Origin of the sequence: Streptomyces sp. NPDC020801 (assembly GCF_044334385.1) — a bacterium.
In the GTDB taxonomy this organism is placed as follows: Bacteria; Actinomycetota; Actinomycetes; order Streptomycetales; family Streptomycetaceae; genus Streptomyces.
Map to the genome: position 1 here is coordinate 341,282 of NZ_JBIRST010000008.1, position 15,828 is coordinate 357,109.

The window sequence follows — 15,828 nt, forward strand, 5'->3', positions numbered from 1 at the left end:
GCGGCACTCGTTCGAGGGGTTCGACCGCACTTTCCCCGTTGTGACCGAATCGCGCCCACCTGGTGCCAGGAGAGGGCCGCAAACGGGTGCGGGTGCGTTCGCCATGAGGGTCGTGCCTCCGCCATGGGCATCGGGTGTTCGGTCCATTGGCCGGTCCTTCCTCTCACAGGGCACGCAGTCCCTCGATCACCTCGCGCAGAATCCGTTCATCGGGAAGCTGCGCGGGCGGAACGGGGCGGCTGACGGTGACACGGCCGCGTTCCAGGAGATCGCCGAGGAGAACCCTGACCACGCCGACGGGAAGGTCGGCGCCCGCGGCGAGTTCCGCGACGGACTGCGTCTCGGCGCGGCACAACTCGATCAGGGAACGGTGCTCCGGGCCCAGGGCCGTCTCGTCGCCCACGCCGGCCGCGCCCAGGTCCAGGGTGACGAGAGCGATCAGGTCGAGACGCACACCGGTGGGGCCGGGCTTGGTGCGTCCGCCCGTCATGGCGTACGGGCGGACGAGTGGTCCGGCCTCGCTGTCGTACCACCGGCTGCCCGGCTCGCGCGGGTCACGCGGCTCGCGCGGGTCACGCGGGTCACGCGGGTCACGCGGGTCGTTGCCGAAGTCCTCGGTCATCTGCGCGGACCGCCCTTCCGTCTCATCCCGCGGCGGGCGGCGGCGCGGTGACGCGGGGCGACGTGCAGAGATGCTCGCCGACCCGTTTGACCAGCCGCGCCATTTCGTACGCCACCAGGCCGATGTCCGCCGTGACGGCGGTGAGGAGGGCGAGGCAGGAGCCACCGCCGGCCGCGGCCACGAAGAGGAAGCCGTCGTCCATCTCCACCATCGTCTGGCGCACTCCCCCGGCCCCGAAGTGCCGGCCGGCGCCCTTGGCCAGACTGTGGAAGCCGGACGCCACGGCGGCGAGGTGCTCCGCGTCCTCACGTTTGAGGTCGGTCGAGGCGCCCACGGCCAGCCCGTCGTTGGACAGCACGACCGCGTGCCGTACCTCGCGCACACGCAGCACCAAGTCGTCCAGCAGCCAGTCGAGTTCGCCGGACCGCTGGGCGGCCCTCACGCTCGGGTCCTGAATCATGCGGGGTCCCTTTCCTCACTGTCGGCGTCGTCTTCGGGGGCGGCACCGCGGCCGGGCTGCCGGCCTCCGCCGCGGGCCCATCCGTCGCGGTAGGCGGCCATGCGGTCCCGTACGAGTTCGGGCGTGCGCTCCTGGTCGTGACCAGGGCCGCTGGGGCGCGCCGGAGATTCCCCGGCGCGTTGCCCGCGCAATTGCGGGGCGAGACTCGCCTGCCGTACCCGCCGTGGGAGGCCGTCGGATTCGGTGGGTTCCTCCGGGACACGGTGCGGCCGAAGGGTGGTGACTCCCCGGGGCGGTGTCTCGGCGGCGGTCTCCGGCACGGCGTGCGCCGAGGCGGCCGGCGCGGGCCGGCCGGCCGGGAGCGAGAAGGGCGCATGGTGTCCGGCGGCTCCGGGCACGCGCGCGTACCCGCGTTCCACGGCCCGCTCCGGCTCCGCCGCCGCACACGGGGAGCGCTCGGCCGCTCCGCCGTCCAGCAGTGCCGTGGGCAGCAGGACGACCGCGGTGGTGCCCCCGTAGGGCGAGGTCCGCAGATGCACCTTGATGCCGTGCCGGGAGGCGAGCCTGCTGACGACGAAGAGGCCGAGCCTGTCGCTGTCGAACAAGTCAAGGGCCTCCGACTGTGCGATGCGCCGGTTGGCCTCGGCCAGGGTGTCCTTGCCCATGCCCAGGCCCCGGTCCTCGATCTCGACGGCGTAGCCGTTGCCGACCGGTTCACCGGTGACGCGCACGCGGGTGTGCGGCGGCGAGAACTGAGCGGCGTTCTCCACGATCTCGGCGAGCAGATGCGTGAGGTCGGCGACGGCCGTGCCCATGACGGCGGCCTCGGGCAGTTGCCGCACCTCCACGCGCGCGTAGTCCTCGACCTCGGAGACAGCGGCGCGGACCACGTTGGTCAGGGAGACCGGCGTGCGCCAGGCGCGGCCCGGAGCCGCGCCGGAGAGGATGATCAGGCTCTCGGCGTGCCGCCGCATACGGGTGGTGAGGTGGTCGAGCCGGAAGAGGTCACTCAGCTCGTCGGGGTCCTCCGAACGGCGTTCCATGCTGTCCAGCAGGCTCAGTTGGCGGTGCACCAGGACCTGGCTGCGACGTGCCAGGTTGACGAAGACGCCGGAGATGCCGCCGGCGAGCTCGGCGCGCTCCACGGCGGCCCGCAGCGCCGCGCGGTGCACGGTGCCCAGGGCCTCGGCGACCTGTCCGGTCTCGTCCTCGGCGGGTGGCCCGGGCGGCGCCTCGGTCCGGATGTCGATCTCCTCGCCCGCGCGCAGTCTCCGCATCGCCTCGGGGAGTTTGCGGCGGGCGATCTCCAGGGCGCTGTTGCGCAGACTCACCAGCTCGACGACGAGGCCGCGTCCGATGCGGACGGAGATGACCAGCGACGAGGCGACGGCGGCGAGGCCGAAGAGGACCGCGGCGCCCGCCGGCGTGAGCAGGCCACGGGTGAACGGGTCGGCGCGGTCCGCGGCGGACCGGCCCGCGTCCGTCTCGATCGCGCGCATGCCGGTCTGCACGTGTGCCTGTGCCCGGTCCCAGGAGGCTTGCGGTGCCGCGTCCGTCGCCCGGCGGCCCGCACCCCCGGCGAGTACCTTGTCCTCGAAGGCGCCGAGGGCGGCGTAGTCGCCGCTGCCGGCCAGGCGCTGCCAGGCGGCGCGTTCGGAGCCGCGGAGATCGGCGGTGGCCGCGTCGGTGAGGGCCCGGCGCGTGTCGACGGCGCCGGTGAACAGCCTCAGGCGCTCTCCCTCGAGGCCTGTGGCCGGGCGAGCGCTGGAGAGCACCACGTGTTCCTGGGCCAGCGACTCTCCCGCGCGGGAGAATTCGAGCAGTACGCGCGCGTCCGAGCCGAGATCGGCGTCCTGGATGCCGGTGAGCGCGCCGCCCACCCCGAAGGCCGTCGCAATGGTTCTCGTGTACTGCCCGTACGCCTCGTCCCAGCCCGTGCGCCCGCCGGTCGAGCACCGCGGTGCGCAGGGCCCGCAGGCCCTCGGCCGCCGTCACGAAGGCCCGAAGGCGCCTGGCGGCCCCGGTGGGTAGGTCCCCGCTGTCGGCGACGGCGCTGCGGTCCCCGAGGCGGAGCGCGGCGACGGCCCGGTCCGTCCGTGCGGCCAGGTCCGCAAGGTCGCCGTTCCTTGCCGCGCCCGGGTCGGTCGCGTACCTCACGGCGGCCGCCCGCTCGTCCTGGAGCGCGGCGACGGCGGCGGCGACCGGGGCCCGCACCTGGGCGTCCACCCGCTGCAACTGGCGCAGCCGGGAGACGTCCTGAGCGGTGCTGACGGTCGCGTACCCCCACAGCGCGAGCAGCGAGACGACCGGCACCATGAGCAGGCAGACGATCTTGGCCCGGACGGTGCGTGGGCGTATCCGCCGGCGCCCTACGCGCGCGGGGGGACCCTCCGAAGCGGCGGCTGGAGAATCGTCGGAGCTCTCGTCGGCGGGCGGTCCGGCGTGCGCTCGACGGCCGCGGACGGGCGGCGGTGACGGCGTCTCTGCGTCCGTGGGCATCCTGCGGGGTGTTCGCATGGCTCCTCGCTCGGGAGTGGTCTGGGGCGTGCCGTCCGGGCCGTCGCCCGACGGGCGCTAGCGGGTCGCGTTCCCGACGGGCGCTAGCGGGTCGCGTTCCCGACGGGCCGCTGTGCCGATGCGGACGCCTCACGATCCCCCGCGGTGGGCGAGAGCGCGACAAAGGCAGAGGTGAGGAAGAGATAGGACCCGAGGCCGACGGCGAGGGGGAAGATGAACTGCATCGCCGTGGCCCCGGGCAGCACCGTGTCGGAGGGCGTGACGTGCACACTCACCGCGAGCATCCCGGTGTAGTGCATGCTGCTGACCGCGGCCCCCATGACCAGGGCGGCGACGGTGACCGCGAGCGGCGACCTGATGTTCAGTCCGGCCCACAGCGCGGCAGTGGCCGCGAGGACGGCGATCGCCACGGACAGGGCGACGAGCGCCGGGTCGTAGCTCACGTCGCCGTGCAGACGCACCGCCGCCATGCCCAGGTAGTGCATGCTCGCCACGCCGAGCCCGGTGGTGAGTCCGCCGACAGCCAGCGCGCGGCCGCGGTCACGGCTGTAGCCGACGGCGAAGACGCCGGCGCACACGACGGCCACCGCGACGAGCAGGCTGAGGATGGTCAGCGGCACGTCGTAGCGGATGTCGGTCCCGCTGACGCCGAAGCCGAGCATGGCCACGAAGTGCATGGTCCAGATGCCGGTGCCGATCGCGGACGCGGCCGTGACGAGCCAGTTGCGGCGCGAGCGTCCGGTGGTGGCCAGCGCGCGCACGGTGCAGCGCAGTCCCAGCGCGGACCCGGTGCAGGCCATCGCATACGACAGCACGGGGGTCAGCCAGCCGAAGGTGGCGTGGTCCAGGTGTCCCATGGGCCCGGCACGCTAGAGGGGCACGGAAGCACACAGGGGGCGCATTTCGAAAGGTGCCGGAATATGGCGCAGGAAGTCATCCGAACGATCGCCTCACGTTCGAACGTGCACGCCGCAGCGTCATCCGACCTGGTGAGGGATCATGCGGAACATGAGCGACGACCACACACACGTCCAGGAGTTCTTCACCACCCGCGCGGCCGACTGGGACAGCAGGTTCCCGGACGACGGCCCCGCCTACGCGGCCGCGGTCGCCGAGCTGGGGCTGCGGGAGGGCGACCGCGTGCTCGACGCGGGGTGCGGCACCGGGCGCGCCCTGCCACCGCTGCGTGCGGCCGTGGGGCCGTCGGGAGTCGTCGTGGGCGCCGATCTGACCCCGGCCATGCTTCAGGCCGCCGTGCGGGCCGGCCGGGACCGGGACGGGCGGCTGCTGCTCGCCGACGTCAGCGCGCTGCCGCTCAGGTCGGAGTCGTTCGACGCCGTGTTCGCCGCGGGCCTCGTCGCGCACCTGCGGCACCCCGCCGAGAACCTGCGGGAGTTGCGGCGGGTGGTGCGCCACGGCGGCACACTGGCACTGTTCCACCCGATCGGCCGGGCGGCCCTCGCGGCGCGCCAGGGGCGCCGGATCACGCCGGACGATCTGCGCGCGGAGCCCAATCTCCGCCCGCTGCTGGCCCGTGCGGGGTGGCGCATGACGTCGTACGCCGACGAGGACGCCCGCTTCCTGGCGCTGGCGGTACGCGAGGACTGACGCCGACGCCTTCGGCGGGGGCCGGCCGGCGCGAGAGCCGCCGTCACAGGCCTCCCGCGACGGCGGCGACGCATCGCGCGCGCCACGACACGGGCGGACTCACCTGGCTGCTCGCCGCCATCGGCTCACTGAACGGTGTCGCCCGCCGAGTCGCCGGCGTGCCGCACGGGGCAACCCCGCAGACCCGGCACCGGACGGGTGCCGAGTTCGGCCGGCAGGTAGCCGTCCGGGTAGCTCCTGATCTCCCAGTTCTGCCGTGCGAAGTGCGGGGCGCGCCGCGGTGGCATCAGGCGCAGGGCACGCCCGCGGGCCCGTACCGCACGGCGCACGAGCGCCCGCGTGAGGGCGGCCGGGGGGTCGTAGCGAAAGGCACGCAGCAGCGGTTCGTCGAGCAGGGCGAGCGTGGCGTGGCGCAGTAGGGGCGCGAGGGGACTCGGGTACCAGGAGGCCATCAGGTCCAGGGTGGCGTCGGACACCTTGCGGGCCCGCTCGTCCCAGCCGAAGTGGGCCTGCTCGTAGGCGTCCAGATGGGCCTCGAACTCTTCGTAGGACCCCGGGACGTCCTTGATGCCCATGTGCCGGCCGAGGGTGCGGTAGTGGACGGTGGACGCGACGACCTCGTGCCGGGAGAGCCTGCGCCACCCGTAGGCGTCGATCCAGCGCTTGGGCATGACGACGAACGTGCACAGGACGTAGCGCATGTCGTCGTTGCTGATGTCGTAGCTGCGGTGCATCTGGTTGATGCGGCGGATCGCGGTGCGGCCCTGCTCGCTCGCGAAGCCGTGCTCGACGACGGTGTCGAGGAGCAGCGAGGTGTCGTCGTAGCGCTTCTGCGTACGGTCGGTGAGTTCCGCCGTCTCGGCGAGCAGCCGGCCGATGCTCGGGACGGCGTACGTGCGGTAGAGGGCGAGCTCCAGGGAGCGGGTGAAGTCCCAGGGGAACTCATGGGCGACGGTGAGCCGGTAGATCTCCGACGCCTCCGCCACGGGGTCCATCCGGCGGATCTGTTCGAGCCGCTCGAATCGCTTCGTCACACCGTCCCTCTTCTGCCGTCGGGGTTCCAACTCTACGTTGAGCAGCAGCAGATGAACGATCAGCGCCGGAAACCACGCAGGGGGAAGGTATCCGCATGTTCGGCAGGCTCCGCAAGTCCTTCACCAGACTCGTCACCTCCCTGCACACGGAGGCGGGCCGTGGCCGGGACAGCCGCAGGCCCAACCTGTTCGAGGCCGCTGCCGCCTATGTGTCGGCCTGTGCGGAGGACGACCAGGAACAGATCGACGAGGCCGCCGCATGGGTGTCGCCGGAGGCGCTCTCGTTCGGGGTGAGCGAGCTGGCCTGCCGTGCCGTGATCGCTCTGGCCCGGGAGCGCGGCGAGTCCCCGCGGACGGTGGCGCGGACCCTGCTGGGGCTCCCCACGGCCTGAGGCAGCACCCACGACAGGGCCGTTTCGCCCCCCTCCAGGTGGAAAACTGCAGGTCCGGGTAGTCACATGAGTCGTGACAACGGCCTTCTCCTCGCACTAGGGTGCGCGCCGTTGGACGAACCGATGGGGAGGCTGGGATGGCCGGGACGGACGAGGACGCCGTCGCCGCCGCGGACGATGCGCTCTATGTGCTCACGGCGGTGCTGCTGACGCCGGCGCAGTTTCCGAGTGTGCTGGGCGACGACTATCCGGAGGCCTGCGCGGCGCTCGGCCTCGCGCCGCTCGCCGACGGATACGGACTGGTGCTCGGCCAGGACGGCGAGGGGGCACGGTGGACTGTCGCCATCGACGACGTGTCGCTGGTCGCCGTGGCCATCGCGTCCTGGGACTGCGGCATGGAGTACGACCTGTCACCGGGCGAGCGCACGGTCGTCGCCGCCCTGCCGGGCTGGCCGCTCGCGGTCGCCGTCGCGGCTCCCGGCGTGCCCGCCCCGCACGACCCGGAACCGGAGGAGGCGGACGGGCCGCTGCTGACACCGCCCGACACCAGCACCTGGGGGCCGGCCCAGCGTCGTCTGGGCGCGGACGAGATCGCTCTGCAGTGGGCGGTGTGGCGGGAGCAGATCGACGACACCGAGTTCACGGCTCCAAGGGCCGGGGCGGACGCGGGCGGCGGTTCGCCCGCCGAGGCCGGTGAGGACCCCTCGACGGGGCACACCGGCATCCGGCGTGTCCTGACGGAGGCACGCGCGTACGTGGACTCGCCGCCGCCGCTGGGCCGGGTCAGGTCCTCCTTCGCGCCGGGCGACGCGCGGACCCTGCGGGCGGACGGTCCCGGCTGGTCGATGGTGGCCCGCACGGACGACATCGCCTTCGTGCTCCTCGACGACGAACCCGGTGAGGTGTTGCCGGTCGGCAGGGGTCCGGAGCTGCCGGGCCTGCTGGAGGCCCTCGACAAGCTGGCGGTGCGCCCCAGCTGATCGTCCGTGTCCACAAGGGCACTTCACCGCAGACGTATGGTCTGACTCCCCATGCCCGGCCACCGCTCCATATGGCTCCGGCCCATGGATGCCGCGGAGGCAGGCCCGCACGATGGGGCAGCTCAGGGCTCCGGACACCGTGCCGGGCCCGCCGTCCAGTCGTGCCCTGGAGGCCGTCATGTGTCTGTCCCGAAGTGTTCCGCTCGTCGCCGCCGCCGTGATGGCTGCTGCCGTCATGTGGCCGGCTCCGGCCACGGCCGGGAACGGGGCCGGCGGCCACTGCGCGCACCAGGGGCGGCTGCGGGTGCCGGGCGCGGCCTTCCAGCAGTCGGCGTGTCTGCCGGATCTGACCACCACGGGGCTGGCCGGAACCGCTTACACGGACACGGCCGACCAGGCGGGGCTGACTGCGCGGGCCACCCGCACACCGTCCGGTGTGCCCGGACTGCAGATCGACGGCTACTTCCCGGACTCCTCGCACTTCAACACCACGCACGGCTGGCACCACGACGCGCAGTTCGTGATCCGGCTGCCCGACCACTGGAACGGTGGCCTGGTGGTCACCGGAGCGCCCGGTACGCGCAAGCAGTACGCGACGGACAAGGCGATCTCGGATCAGGTGCTGGCTCAGGGCTACGCCTACGCCGCCACCGACAAGGGCAACAGCGGAGCCGACTTCTACCGCGACGGCACCCGGCCCGGCGACGCGGTCGCCGAGTGGAACGCACGGACGACCCAGCTCACGCGGGCTGCGAAACGCGCGGTCTCCCAGCGCTACGGGCACGCCCCGCGCCGCACGTACATGACCGGCATCTCCAACGGCGGGTACCTCACGCGCTGGCAGCTGGAGCACCACCCGGAGCTGTACGACGGCGGCGTGGACTGGGAGGGCGCGCTGTGGACGGCCGACGGTCCGAGTCTGCTCACCTCGCTGCCCGCGGCGGTCGCACGGACCCTCGGCTCGGCGAGCGACGATGCCCTGTACACGGTGGGCTTCGCGCGGGGCTCGGAGTTCCTGTGGCCTTACCACGAGCGGGCGTACTGGGGAGTGACGCAGAAGATCTACCGTGCCGAGTTCGACCCCGGGTACGACCCGGCCTGCCCCGGGCCGTCCGCCGGGACCACGGCGGAGCAGATCCTCGCGCCCTGTGCCTCCGACGCGGCCTACGACTACGCGTCCCGTCCGGCGTCCGTCCACCGTGCGGTGAGGCGCGTGGCGCTGACCGGGCGGATCGGCAGGCCCCTGATCACGCTCCACGGCGACCTGGACGCCCTGCTGCCCAAGGCGGCGGACTCCGATGTGTACGCGCGCATGGTCGACGTGAGCGGACGGGGCCGGCTGCACCGCTACTACACGATCCAGGCAGGCACGCACGTCGACGGGCTCTACGACACGTACCCGGATCGGCTGCGCCCGGTCCTTCCCTGCTACCGCTCGGCCTTCGACGCCCTGATCGCATGGGTGGAGCGCGGTGTGCAGCCGCCCGCGGACCGGACCGTCGGCAGGCCCGCGAGCGGCGATGTGGTCGACTCGTGCGCCCTGGGCGGGAGCACGCCGGGGCGGTAGTGCCTCAGCGGTCCAGCTCCTTGCGGGTGACGCGGCGCAGCCGGCGCCGCTGCGAGGGATCCAGCGCGAGGTACGCGGCGGCCGGGACTCCCAGGACTATCAGCAAGGCGGCCCACCAGGGCAGCCAGATCAGCAGGATGAGCCCGACCGCCACACCTCCCGCGGCGATCTTCGCGTTCTTCGACATCTGTCGCCTCCTTCGCGGCCACTGCCGCTCTCTGTCGTGAGAACGGGTCCGCGCTCCCGGCGGTTCCGGACGGCGGCCCTGAGTCATCCCTGAGACGTGCCCGAATCGTCCCCTACTGGTCGCGCCGGGGCCACTCCCGGCCGCCCGGCGCGAGTCCGCCCCCGCGCTGTCGGGCCCTGAGCGGCTCTCCCACCTCGTACAGGTGACGCAGAGCCTGCCGGTATGAGTCCACGAGACCGGTCTCCGTGTAGGTGATGCCCAGTTCCCGGCAGTGGGCACGCACCAGGGGCCGGACGAGCCGCAGATGGGGGCGCGGCATGCTGGGGAACAGATGGTGCTCGATCTGGTAGTTGAGGCCGCCCAGGAACCAGTCCGTCAGCACCCCGCCGCGGATGTTGCGGGAGGTGAGCACCTGGCGCCGCAGGTGCCCCCGGCGCTCGCCGCGCGGGTCGGGCATCTCCATGCCCTTGTGGTTGGGCGCGAAGGACAGGCCCAGGTGCAGGCCGAACAGCGCCTGGTGCAGGGCGGCGAAGGCCAGCGCCCTGCCGGGCGACAGGCAGGCAAGGAGCAGCCCGGTACAGCCCGCGGCATGCGCCACGAGCAGCGTGCCCTCCAGGGCCCGCTCCCGGGGAGACTGCCGGCGCAGATCCCTGAAGCTGTGCAGCTTCAGGGCGAGCCCCTCCAGGAGGGTGAGCGGGAAGAACAGCCAGGCCTGGTTGCGGGTGAGCCAGCGGCGCAGGCCCCTGCGGCCGCCGGCCTGCTCGCCGGTGAAGACCAGGACGTCCGCAGCCACGTCCGGATCCTTTTCGATGTGGTTGGGGTTGGAGTGATGGCGGTTGTGCTTCGCGTTCCACCACGAGTAGCTCATGCCGAGCAGCAGATTGCCGTGGACCAGACCGATGAGCCGGCTGACGGCCCTGCTTCCGGTGATCTGCGCGTGGCCCGCGTCGTGGCCTATGAAGGCCGTGCGGGCGCAGAGCACGGCGAGTGGCGGAGCCAGGAGCAGCGCCCACCAGGAGTCGCCGATCAGGACGAGTCCGGCGACGGCGACGGCCAGGACGAGGGCGTTGGACGCGATGGTGCGCGCGTACCAGGCACGCCGGTGCCGCAGCAGACCCTGGCCCTTGACCGTGCGTAACAAAGGGGCGAATTCGCTGACGGCGGGTGTCCCGCCGGATATCTGCGCGGGGCCGTCCGCGACGGGTGCGGCGGGCTGGGGCATGGCTGGTCTCCGGCTCTCTTGACAACATCCTGACCTGAGGAAACGTACGAAGGAGAGCCCTGCGGGGACCATGGCGCCATCCCCCGGGTCGCTACGGGGGCACAGCCACCCACGGACGGGGGGGGGATGGCCCCACCCCCGCTGCACGGCGGCCCGTGCCGCCATCGCCCCGTTGCCGACGGCCCGTGGCGGTCCTGTACCCTCGGCGACCCGAGCCCGGTAGTCAAATTTGAGGAGTCGGCATCGCCGTGCAGAGGATTCCCCGCGAAACACCGGCCGAGTTTCCCGAACTGGACCACTGCTGCGCCGTGTTCATGCCGGCGGACCCCGCCCGCACGGGGAGGGTCGCCTTCTGGCACCCCGACGGCCGTGCTCCCGCGGCCGTCGGCTCCGCAGCCGTGGAGGAGCTGACGGTCGTCCTTCCCCGGGATGACGGCGTCGAGCCGGTGACCGTGCCCGCGGTCACGCTTTCCGTGCGGGCGGCCCTGCCGGTGCTCACGCGCGCGCGTGCCACCGGGCAGGGACATCGCGCCACCGTGTTCTGGGGCGCGGCGGCCCTGCTGGGCCTGCACGTCGTGGCCCGGGGACTGCTGCTGCCCGGTCTGTCCCCCGGTGACCACGACGTCTGGCGCGCGGCTCCGCTGCACGGCCCGGACGCCGAGCACGTCCGCACGCTGGCCGCCGCGATGCCGCCCGAGGCGCATGCCGTCCCGCTCGACGGCACAGGGCAGGCCCGGCTGCCCCGTCCCGGGCCGCTGCTGCGTGCCTTCCTGGACGCGGTGGCCGACACCCTGCCCCGTTCACCGGCCGCACCGCTCGTCACCGCCGGACCCGCCTACGCCGCGCCGGAGCCGCAACACCTTCCGGAGCTGCGTCCCTGGGCCGCCGAAGTCGCCGCGGGGCACGACGCGGGCGTACGGATCTCGCTGCGCGTCGAGGTGCCCGGACTCGAGGCCGCCGCGCGCCACGATGCAGAGCCGCGGTTCCGTGCCGTGCTCCAGGTGCACAGCCTCAGTGATCCCGCGCGTGTCGCAGACGCCTCCGAGGTGTGGGCCGGAACCGGAGGCACGGACGAGGTGTTCGGCCCTCACGCGCGGACGGCCGCCCTGCTCGCCCTGCGTCGCGCGGCCCGGTCCTGGCCCGCGCTGACGCCGCTGCTGTCGGCGACCGTGCCGGACGCCGTGGAACTCGCCGACGAGGAGGTGTCCAACCTCCTCGGGGAGGGGGCGCAAGCCCTCGCCGCGGCGGGCGTCGACGTGCACTGGCCCGCGGGGGTGGCGCGCGGGCCGGCCTCCGGGGCGACCGTCGGGCCACCGGAGGCCGACGGCTCCGGCAGTGCCCTGTCGGCGCCTGCGACCGTACTGTCCCCCGATGCCCCGCTCGCCTTCGACTGGTGGTTCGCGCTGGACGGTCAGCGGCTGACACGCGGGGAGCTGGACCGTCTGGCGGAGGCCAACCGGCCGCTCGTTCGGCTGCGCGACCGCTGGGTCCTGGTCGACCCCGACGAGGTGCGCCGGGTCAGGGCGCGTCAGGACCGGAAGATCACCTCCGTCGAGGCGCTCGGCGCCGCCCTGACGGGCTCCGCCGAGGTCGACGGCCAACGGGTCGAGGTCAGACCCACGGGATGGCTGGCGACACTGCGGGACCGGCTCACGGACCCGGAGGCCGGGGAGCCGGTGGGGCAGCCCGCCGCACTCGCCGCCAAGCTGCGCGACTACCAGCTGCGCGGCCTCGGCTGGCTGGTGCGGATGACGTCGTCGGGACTGGGCTGCTGCCTTGCCGACGACATGGGGCTCGGCAAGACGATCACACTGATCGCGCTGCATCTGCACCGCCAGGCCGACCCCGCGTCCGCCGGACCCGCGCTCGTGGTGTGCCCGGCCTCGCTGATGGGCAACTGGCAGCGGGAGATCGAGCGGTTCGCGCCCGGTACGCCCGTACGACGCTTCCACGGCTCACGTCGCGACCTCGAGGGCCTGGCCGCCGGGGAGTTCGTCCTCACCACGTACGGCACGATGCGCCTGGACGCGCGGCGGCTGGCCACCGTGACGTGGGGCCTGGCTGTGGCGGACGAGGCCCAGCACGTGAAGAACCCGTACTCGGTGACGGCCCGGCAACTGCGTTCCATCGGCGCACACGCGCGCGTGGCGCTCACCGGAACACCGGTGGAGAACAACCTGTCGGATCTGTGGGCGATCCTCGACTGGGCGACACCGGGGCTGCTGGGCCCACTCGGCACCTTCCGCACCCGCTACGCGCGGGCCGTCGAGAGCGGCCGGGACCCGGCTGCCGCACAGCGGCTGGCCCGGCTCGTCGGTCCGTTCGTGCTGCACCGCCGCAAGTCGGATCCCGGCATCGCGCCCGAGCTGCCTCCGAAGACCGAGACCGACCACGCGGTGTCCCTCACCAGTGAACAGGCCGGTCTGTACGAGGCGCTGGTGCGCGAGACGCTCGCGGAGGTCTCGGCCGCGCACGGCATGGCGCGGCGCGGCCTGATCGTGAAGCTGCTGACCGGACTGAAGCAGATCTGCAACCATCCGGCGCAGTACCTCAAGGAGGCCCGGCCCCGGATCGCGGGCCGCTCCGGGAAGCTGGAGCTGCTGGACGAGTTGCTCGGCACCATGCTCGCCGAGGACGCGAGCGTCCTGGTCTTCACGCAGTACGTGCGGATGGGACGACTGATGGAGCGGCATCTGGCGGCACGCGGTGTGCGCACGCTGTTCCTGCACGGCGGCACGCCGGTGGCCGAACGGGAGGCGGCGGTCCGGCGCTTCCAGGACGGCGAGGTACCCGTGTTCCTGCTGTCGTTGAAGGCCGCCGGCACCGGGCTGAACCTCACGCGCGCGGAGCACGTCGTGCACTACGACCGCTGGTGGAACCCCGCTGTGGAGGCGCAGGCCACCGACCGGGCGTACCGCATCGGGCAGAACCGGCCGGTGCAGGTCCACCGGCTGATCGCCGAGGGAACGATAGAGGACCGCATCGCCGGCCTGCTGAGCCGCAAACGGGAGCTGGCCGAGGCGGTCCTCGACGCGGGCGGGTCGGCACTCACCGAACTGACGGACGCGGAGCTGGCCGACCTGGTGGAGCTGCGAGGGGAACCGCGATGATCGAGCACATGCCGGGAACGGACGAGCACATACCGGTAACGGAGCGGACGTTCGCCGCACTGCCGCCCGCGCAGGGACGTGGTTTCGCCCGCACCTGGTGGGGTCAGGCCTGGCTGAAGGCACTCGAGGACACGGCCCTCGACGCCGAGCAGGTCCGGTCGGGCCGCCGGCTCGCCCGTTCGGGAGCCGTGGGCGCGGTGTCGGTGCGCCCCGGCCGCATCACGGCCGTCGTACACGACCGGGACCGTACGGCGCACCGCGCGGACGTGCTGCTGGAGCAGCTGTCCGGCGACCAGTGGGCGCGCTTCCTGGATGTGGCCGTCGAACGGTCCGGGGATCTGGCCGCACTGCTCGACCACGACCTGCCGCCGCACCTCGTCCAGGACGCGGCGGCAGCGGGGATCGGACTGCTCCCCGGGGTCGGAGACCTGGAGCCGCAGTGCGAATGCGGCGCCTGGGACCACTGCGGGCACACGGCGGCGCTCTGCCACCTGGTGGCGCGGCTGCTGGACGAGGATCCCTTCGTGCTCCTGCTGATGCGCGGGCGCGACGAAGGAGCACTGTTCGGCGAGTTGCATGCCCGCGACACCCCGACGGCCGCGGACGAACCGTCCGCGGCCGTCGGGGTGGACGCAGCGGAGGCCTGGGCCGCGGAACGCGTGCTGCCGCCGCTGCCGCCGCTGCCCGGCCTCCCCCCGGAGCCGGGCCCGCCGCCGTCCATCGGCCTCGGGGCCCCGCCGGCCACCGGGGTCGATCCGGCAGCGCTGGAGTTCCTGGCCGCGCAGGCCGCCGCGGCGGCCCACGGGTGGCTGGCCGAGGCACTGCGGGCCGACACGGTGGCACATGCGCCGGACGGGGACCTGACCGCCGCACAGGACGCCGTGCGCCTGGCGTCGGGCGCCTCCGACGGCGCCGTGCTGGACCGGCTGGCCTGGGGAACGGGGCGCGGCGCAAGGGAACTCGCGCGGGCCGTGCTTGCCTGGCGGCTCGGAGGTGCGGCCGGGCTTTCCGTGCTCGAGGAGCACTGGCCGGCCGAGGGCGAGGCGCACGCGCGCGCGTGTGCCGCCCTGGCGTCGGCCTGGGAGGAGGACGAGCGGCCGGTACTGGAGCCCTCCGGCAACCGGTGGACGGTCGCAGGCGCGGACCGCCAGCTCCGCCTCGGGCGGGACGGCCGCTGGTGGCCCTACCGGAGGGAGCACGGCCACTGGGTGCCCGACGGCGGTGCGGCCCCGGACCCGGCCACCGCTCTGTCCGCCGCTCTGGCCGCTGCGGAGCGCGCCCCGGACCGGGAGGACGTCTGACAGGGCGTGAGAGGGCATGCGACGTGGGGAGTCGCGCGGGCGGCGACACTCTCGCCCTCGTCAGCGACGGCGACTTCGGGATGACCGACGGCGCGGGCGTGTTCGACGCCGAGGACCGGCTGATCGACAGCGGCGTCGGGACGACCGTCATCTGCGTCCGGCTGCCGAACCGGACCTGCCCGGCCGTCAGGGCGGTGCGCCGTCCCCCAGGGAGGGAAGCAGCGACTCCAGGCCGCTCGGGACGCCGTGCGGGAGGCCGGAGGGCAGGGAAGCGGGAAGCCGGGTCGGCAGCTCGGTGGGGGTCCTCAGGGAGGGGCCGGGCGAACCGCTCGTGCGCGGGCGGCTCCCGGCGGGCTGTTCGCCGTGCCGGGAGCCGCTGTTCGACAACCCCATCACCAGCACCGCGGCGACCGCGCCGGCGGCCGCGATCATGGTGAGAAGGACGAACAGCGGGCTCCTGCGCCTCGGTGGCGCCGACGGCCGGGGCGGTGCGGGCGGGACGGCCATACCGCACAGCGTGGCGGTGGACCGGCAGGGACGCGAGCCCCCGCGGGTATTGATACGCGCTCATGTCATGGACCGAACGATTCCGGAGCATTCCACGGCGCGGACGGTCGCAAGCACGCACAGTGTGTGGTGGGGGGGGGGGGGGGGGGGGGCCCCCCCCCCCCCCCCCCCCCCCCCAGCCCCCCCCCCCCCCCCCCCGGGCCCCCCCCCCCCCCCCCCCCCGCCCCCCCACCCCCCCCCCCCCCCCCCCCCCCCCCCCGCGGGGCCCCGGCCCCCCCCCCCCCCCCCCGACTCCCCCCGCAGGACCGGACGGACCGAACT

The 15,828-nt window shown here is 73.7% G+C and carries 13 protein-coding genes and 1 pseudogene; 6 read left to right on the forward strand and 8 right to left on the reverse strand.

What is annotated here, in order from left to right:
• Positions 1–163 precede the first annotated feature (163 nt).
• From ACH4UM_RS19655 to ACH4UM_RS19670, 4 genes and pseudogenes are all read right to left on the reverse strand, one after another.
• Positions 164–622, reverse strand: a complete 459-nt coding sequence (locus ACH4UM_RS19655; protein ID WP_398180557.1) for a DUF742 domain-containing protein — start codon at positions 620–622, stop codon at positions 164–166.
• A 22-nt stretch (positions 623–644) separates the two neighbouring features.
• The gene (locus ACH4UM_RS19660) at positions 645–1,082 is read right to left on the reverse strand and encodes a roadblock/LC7 domain-containing protein (RefSeq protein ID WP_398180560.1); all 438 of its coding nucleotides are present in this window, start codon (positions 1,080–1,082) and stop codon (positions 645–647) included.
• Positions 1,079–3,599, reverse strand: a pseudogene (locus tag ACH4UM_RS19665) (nitrate- and nitrite sensing domain-containing protein). The gene ACH4UM_RS19660 and the pseudogene ACH4UM_RS19665 overlap by 4 nt, the downstream one beginning before the upstream one ends.
• Positions 3,600–3,682: 83 nt before the next feature.
• A complete protein-coding gene (locus tag ACH4UM_RS19670) occupies positions 3,683–4,456 on the reverse strand; it encodes an MHYT domain-containing protein (RefSeq protein ID WP_398180563.1) in 774 nt (257 codons plus the stop codon).
• Positions 4,457–4,607: 151 nt separating this feature from the next.
• Here ACH4UM_RS19670 and ACH4UM_RS19675 point away from each other — a divergent pair, with 151 nt between their 5' ends.
• On the forward strand, positions 4,608–5,207 hold the full coding sequence (locus ACH4UM_RS19675; RefSeq protein ID WP_398180566.1) for a class I SAM-dependent methyltransferase: 600 nt from the start codon (positions 4,608–4,610) through the stop codon (positions 5,205–5,207).
• Between the two features lie 125 nt (positions 5,208–5,332).
• On the opposite strand, the gene ACH4UM_RS19680 is transcribed toward ACH4UM_RS19675, so the two are convergent.
• Positions 5,333–6,241 (reverse strand): oxygenase MpaB family protein, encoded by a 909-nt coding sequence (locus tag ACH4UM_RS19680; protein ID WP_398180568.1) that lies wholly within the window; start codon positions 6,239–6,241, stop codon positions 5,333–5,335.
• 95 nt (positions 6,242–6,336) lie between these two features.
• Here ACH4UM_RS19680 and ACH4UM_RS19685 point away from each other — a divergent pair, with 95 nt between their 5' ends.
• From ACH4UM_RS19685 to ACH4UM_RS19695, 3 genes are all read left to right on the forward strand, one after another.
• Positions 6,337–6,633 carry a hypothetical protein gene (locus tag ACH4UM_RS19685; protein ID WP_398180571.1) on the forward strand — a complete coding sequence of 99 codons (297 nt, stop codon included), beginning with the start codon at positions 6,337–6,339 and terminating at the stop codon, positions 6,631–6,633.
• A gap of 137 nt (positions 6,634–6,770) precedes the next feature.
• Positions 6,771–7,613: a hypothetical protein gene (locus ACH4UM_RS19690; protein ID WP_398180574.1), complete on the forward strand. Its 843-nt coding sequence runs from the start codon at positions 6,771–6,773 to the stop codon at positions 7,611–7,613.
• Between the two features lie 178 nt (positions 7,614–7,791).
• Positions 7,792–9,180: a tannase/feruloyl esterase family alpha/beta hydrolase gene (locus ACH4UM_RS19695; RefSeq protein ID WP_398180577.1), complete on the forward strand. Its 1,389-nt coding sequence runs from the start codon at positions 7,792–7,794 to the stop codon at positions 9,178–9,180.
• Positions 9,181–9,184: 4 nt separating this feature from the next.
• Here ACH4UM_RS19695 and ACH4UM_RS19700 read toward each other — a convergent pair whose 3' ends face one another.
• Together ACH4UM_RS19700 and ACH4UM_RS19705 are read right to left on the reverse strand one after the other, a co-directional pair.
• Positions 9,185–9,367, reverse strand: coding sequence for a hypothetical protein (locus ACH4UM_RS19700; RefSeq protein WP_398180580.1), 183 nt, complete (start codon positions 9,365–9,367; stop codon positions 9,185–9,187).
• A 112-nt stretch (positions 9,368–9,479) separates the two neighbouring features.
• The gene (locus ACH4UM_RS19705) at positions 9,480–10,589 is read right to left on the reverse strand and encodes an acyl-CoA desaturase (RefSeq protein ID WP_398180583.1); all 1,110 of its coding nucleotides are present in this window, start codon (positions 10,587–10,589) and stop codon (positions 9,480–9,482) included.
• A 248-nt stretch (positions 10,590–10,837) separates the two neighbouring features.
• On the opposite strand from ACH4UM_RS19705, the gene ACH4UM_RS19710 reads away from it, so the two are divergent.
• The gene (locus tag ACH4UM_RS19710) at positions 10,838–13,699 is read left to right on the forward strand and encodes a DEAD/DEAH box helicase (protein ID WP_398180586.1); all 2,862 of its coding nucleotides are present in this window, start codon (positions 10,838–10,840) and stop codon (positions 13,697–13,699) included.
• Positions 13,696–15,000 carry an SWF or SNF family helicase gene (locus ACH4UM_RS19715; RefSeq protein WP_398180589.1) on the forward strand — a complete coding sequence of 435 codons (1,305 nt, stop codon included), beginning with the start codon at positions 13,696–13,698 and terminating at the stop codon, positions 14,998–15,000. The genes ACH4UM_RS19710 and ACH4UM_RS19715 overlap by 4 nt, the downstream gene beginning before the upstream one ends.
• A 186-nt stretch (positions 15,001–15,186) precedes the next feature.
• Here ACH4UM_RS19715 and ACH4UM_RS19720 read toward each other — a convergent pair whose 3' ends face one another.
• Positions 15,187–15,507: a hypothetical protein gene (locus ACH4UM_RS19720; protein WP_398180592.1), complete on the reverse strand. Its 321-nt coding sequence runs from the start codon at positions 15,505–15,507 to the stop codon at positions 15,187–15,189.
• Positions 15,508–15,828 lie beyond the last annotated feature (321 nt).

Excerpts from the sequence above, each read along its gene's own strand:
- ACH4UM_RS19655 (WP_398180557.1), bottom strand. The coding sequence starts at position 622 with ATGACCGAGGACTTCGGCAACGACCCGCGTGACCCGCGTGACCCGCGT.
- ACH4UM_RS19660 (WP_398180560.1), bottom strand. The coding sequence starts at position 1,082 with ATGATTCAGGACCCGAGCGTGAGGGCCGCCCAGCGGTCCGGCGAACTC.
- ACH4UM_RS19670 (WP_398180563.1), bottom strand. The coding sequence starts at position 4,456 with ATGGGACACCTGGACCACGCCACCTTCGGCTGGCTGACCCCCGTGCTG.
- ACH4UM_RS19675 (WP_398180566.1), top strand. The coding sequence starts at position 4,608 with ATGAGCGACGACCACACACACGTCCAGGAGTTCTTCACCACCCGCGCG.
- ACH4UM_RS19685 (WP_398180571.1), top strand. The coding sequence starts at position 6,337 with ATGTTCGGCAGGCTCCGCAAGTCCTTCACCAGACTCGTCACCTCCCTG.
- ACH4UM_RS19690 (WP_398180574.1), top strand. The coding sequence starts at position 6,771 with ATGGCCGGGACGGACGAGGACGCCGTCGCCGCCGCGGACGATGCGCTC.
- ACH4UM_RS19695 (WP_398180577.1), top strand. The coding sequence starts at position 7,792 with ATGTGTCTGTCCCGAAGTGTTCCGCTCGTCGCCGCCGCCGTGATGGCT.
- ACH4UM_RS19700 (WP_398180580.1), bottom strand. The coding sequence starts at position 9,367 with ATGTCGAAGAACGCGAAGATCGCCGCGGGAGGTGTGGCGGTCGGGCTC.
- ACH4UM_RS19705 (WP_398180583.1), bottom strand. The coding sequence starts at position 10,589 with ATGCCCCAGCCCGCCGCACCCGTCGCGGACGGCCCCGCGCAGATATCC.
- ACH4UM_RS19715 (WP_398180589.1), top strand. The coding sequence starts at position 13,696 with ATGATCGAGCACATGCCGGGAACGGACGAGCACATACCGGTAACGGAG.
- ACH4UM_RS19720 (WP_398180592.1), bottom strand. The coding sequence starts at position 15,507 with ATGGCCGTCCCGCCCGCACCGCCCCGGCCGTCGGCGCCACCGAGGCGC.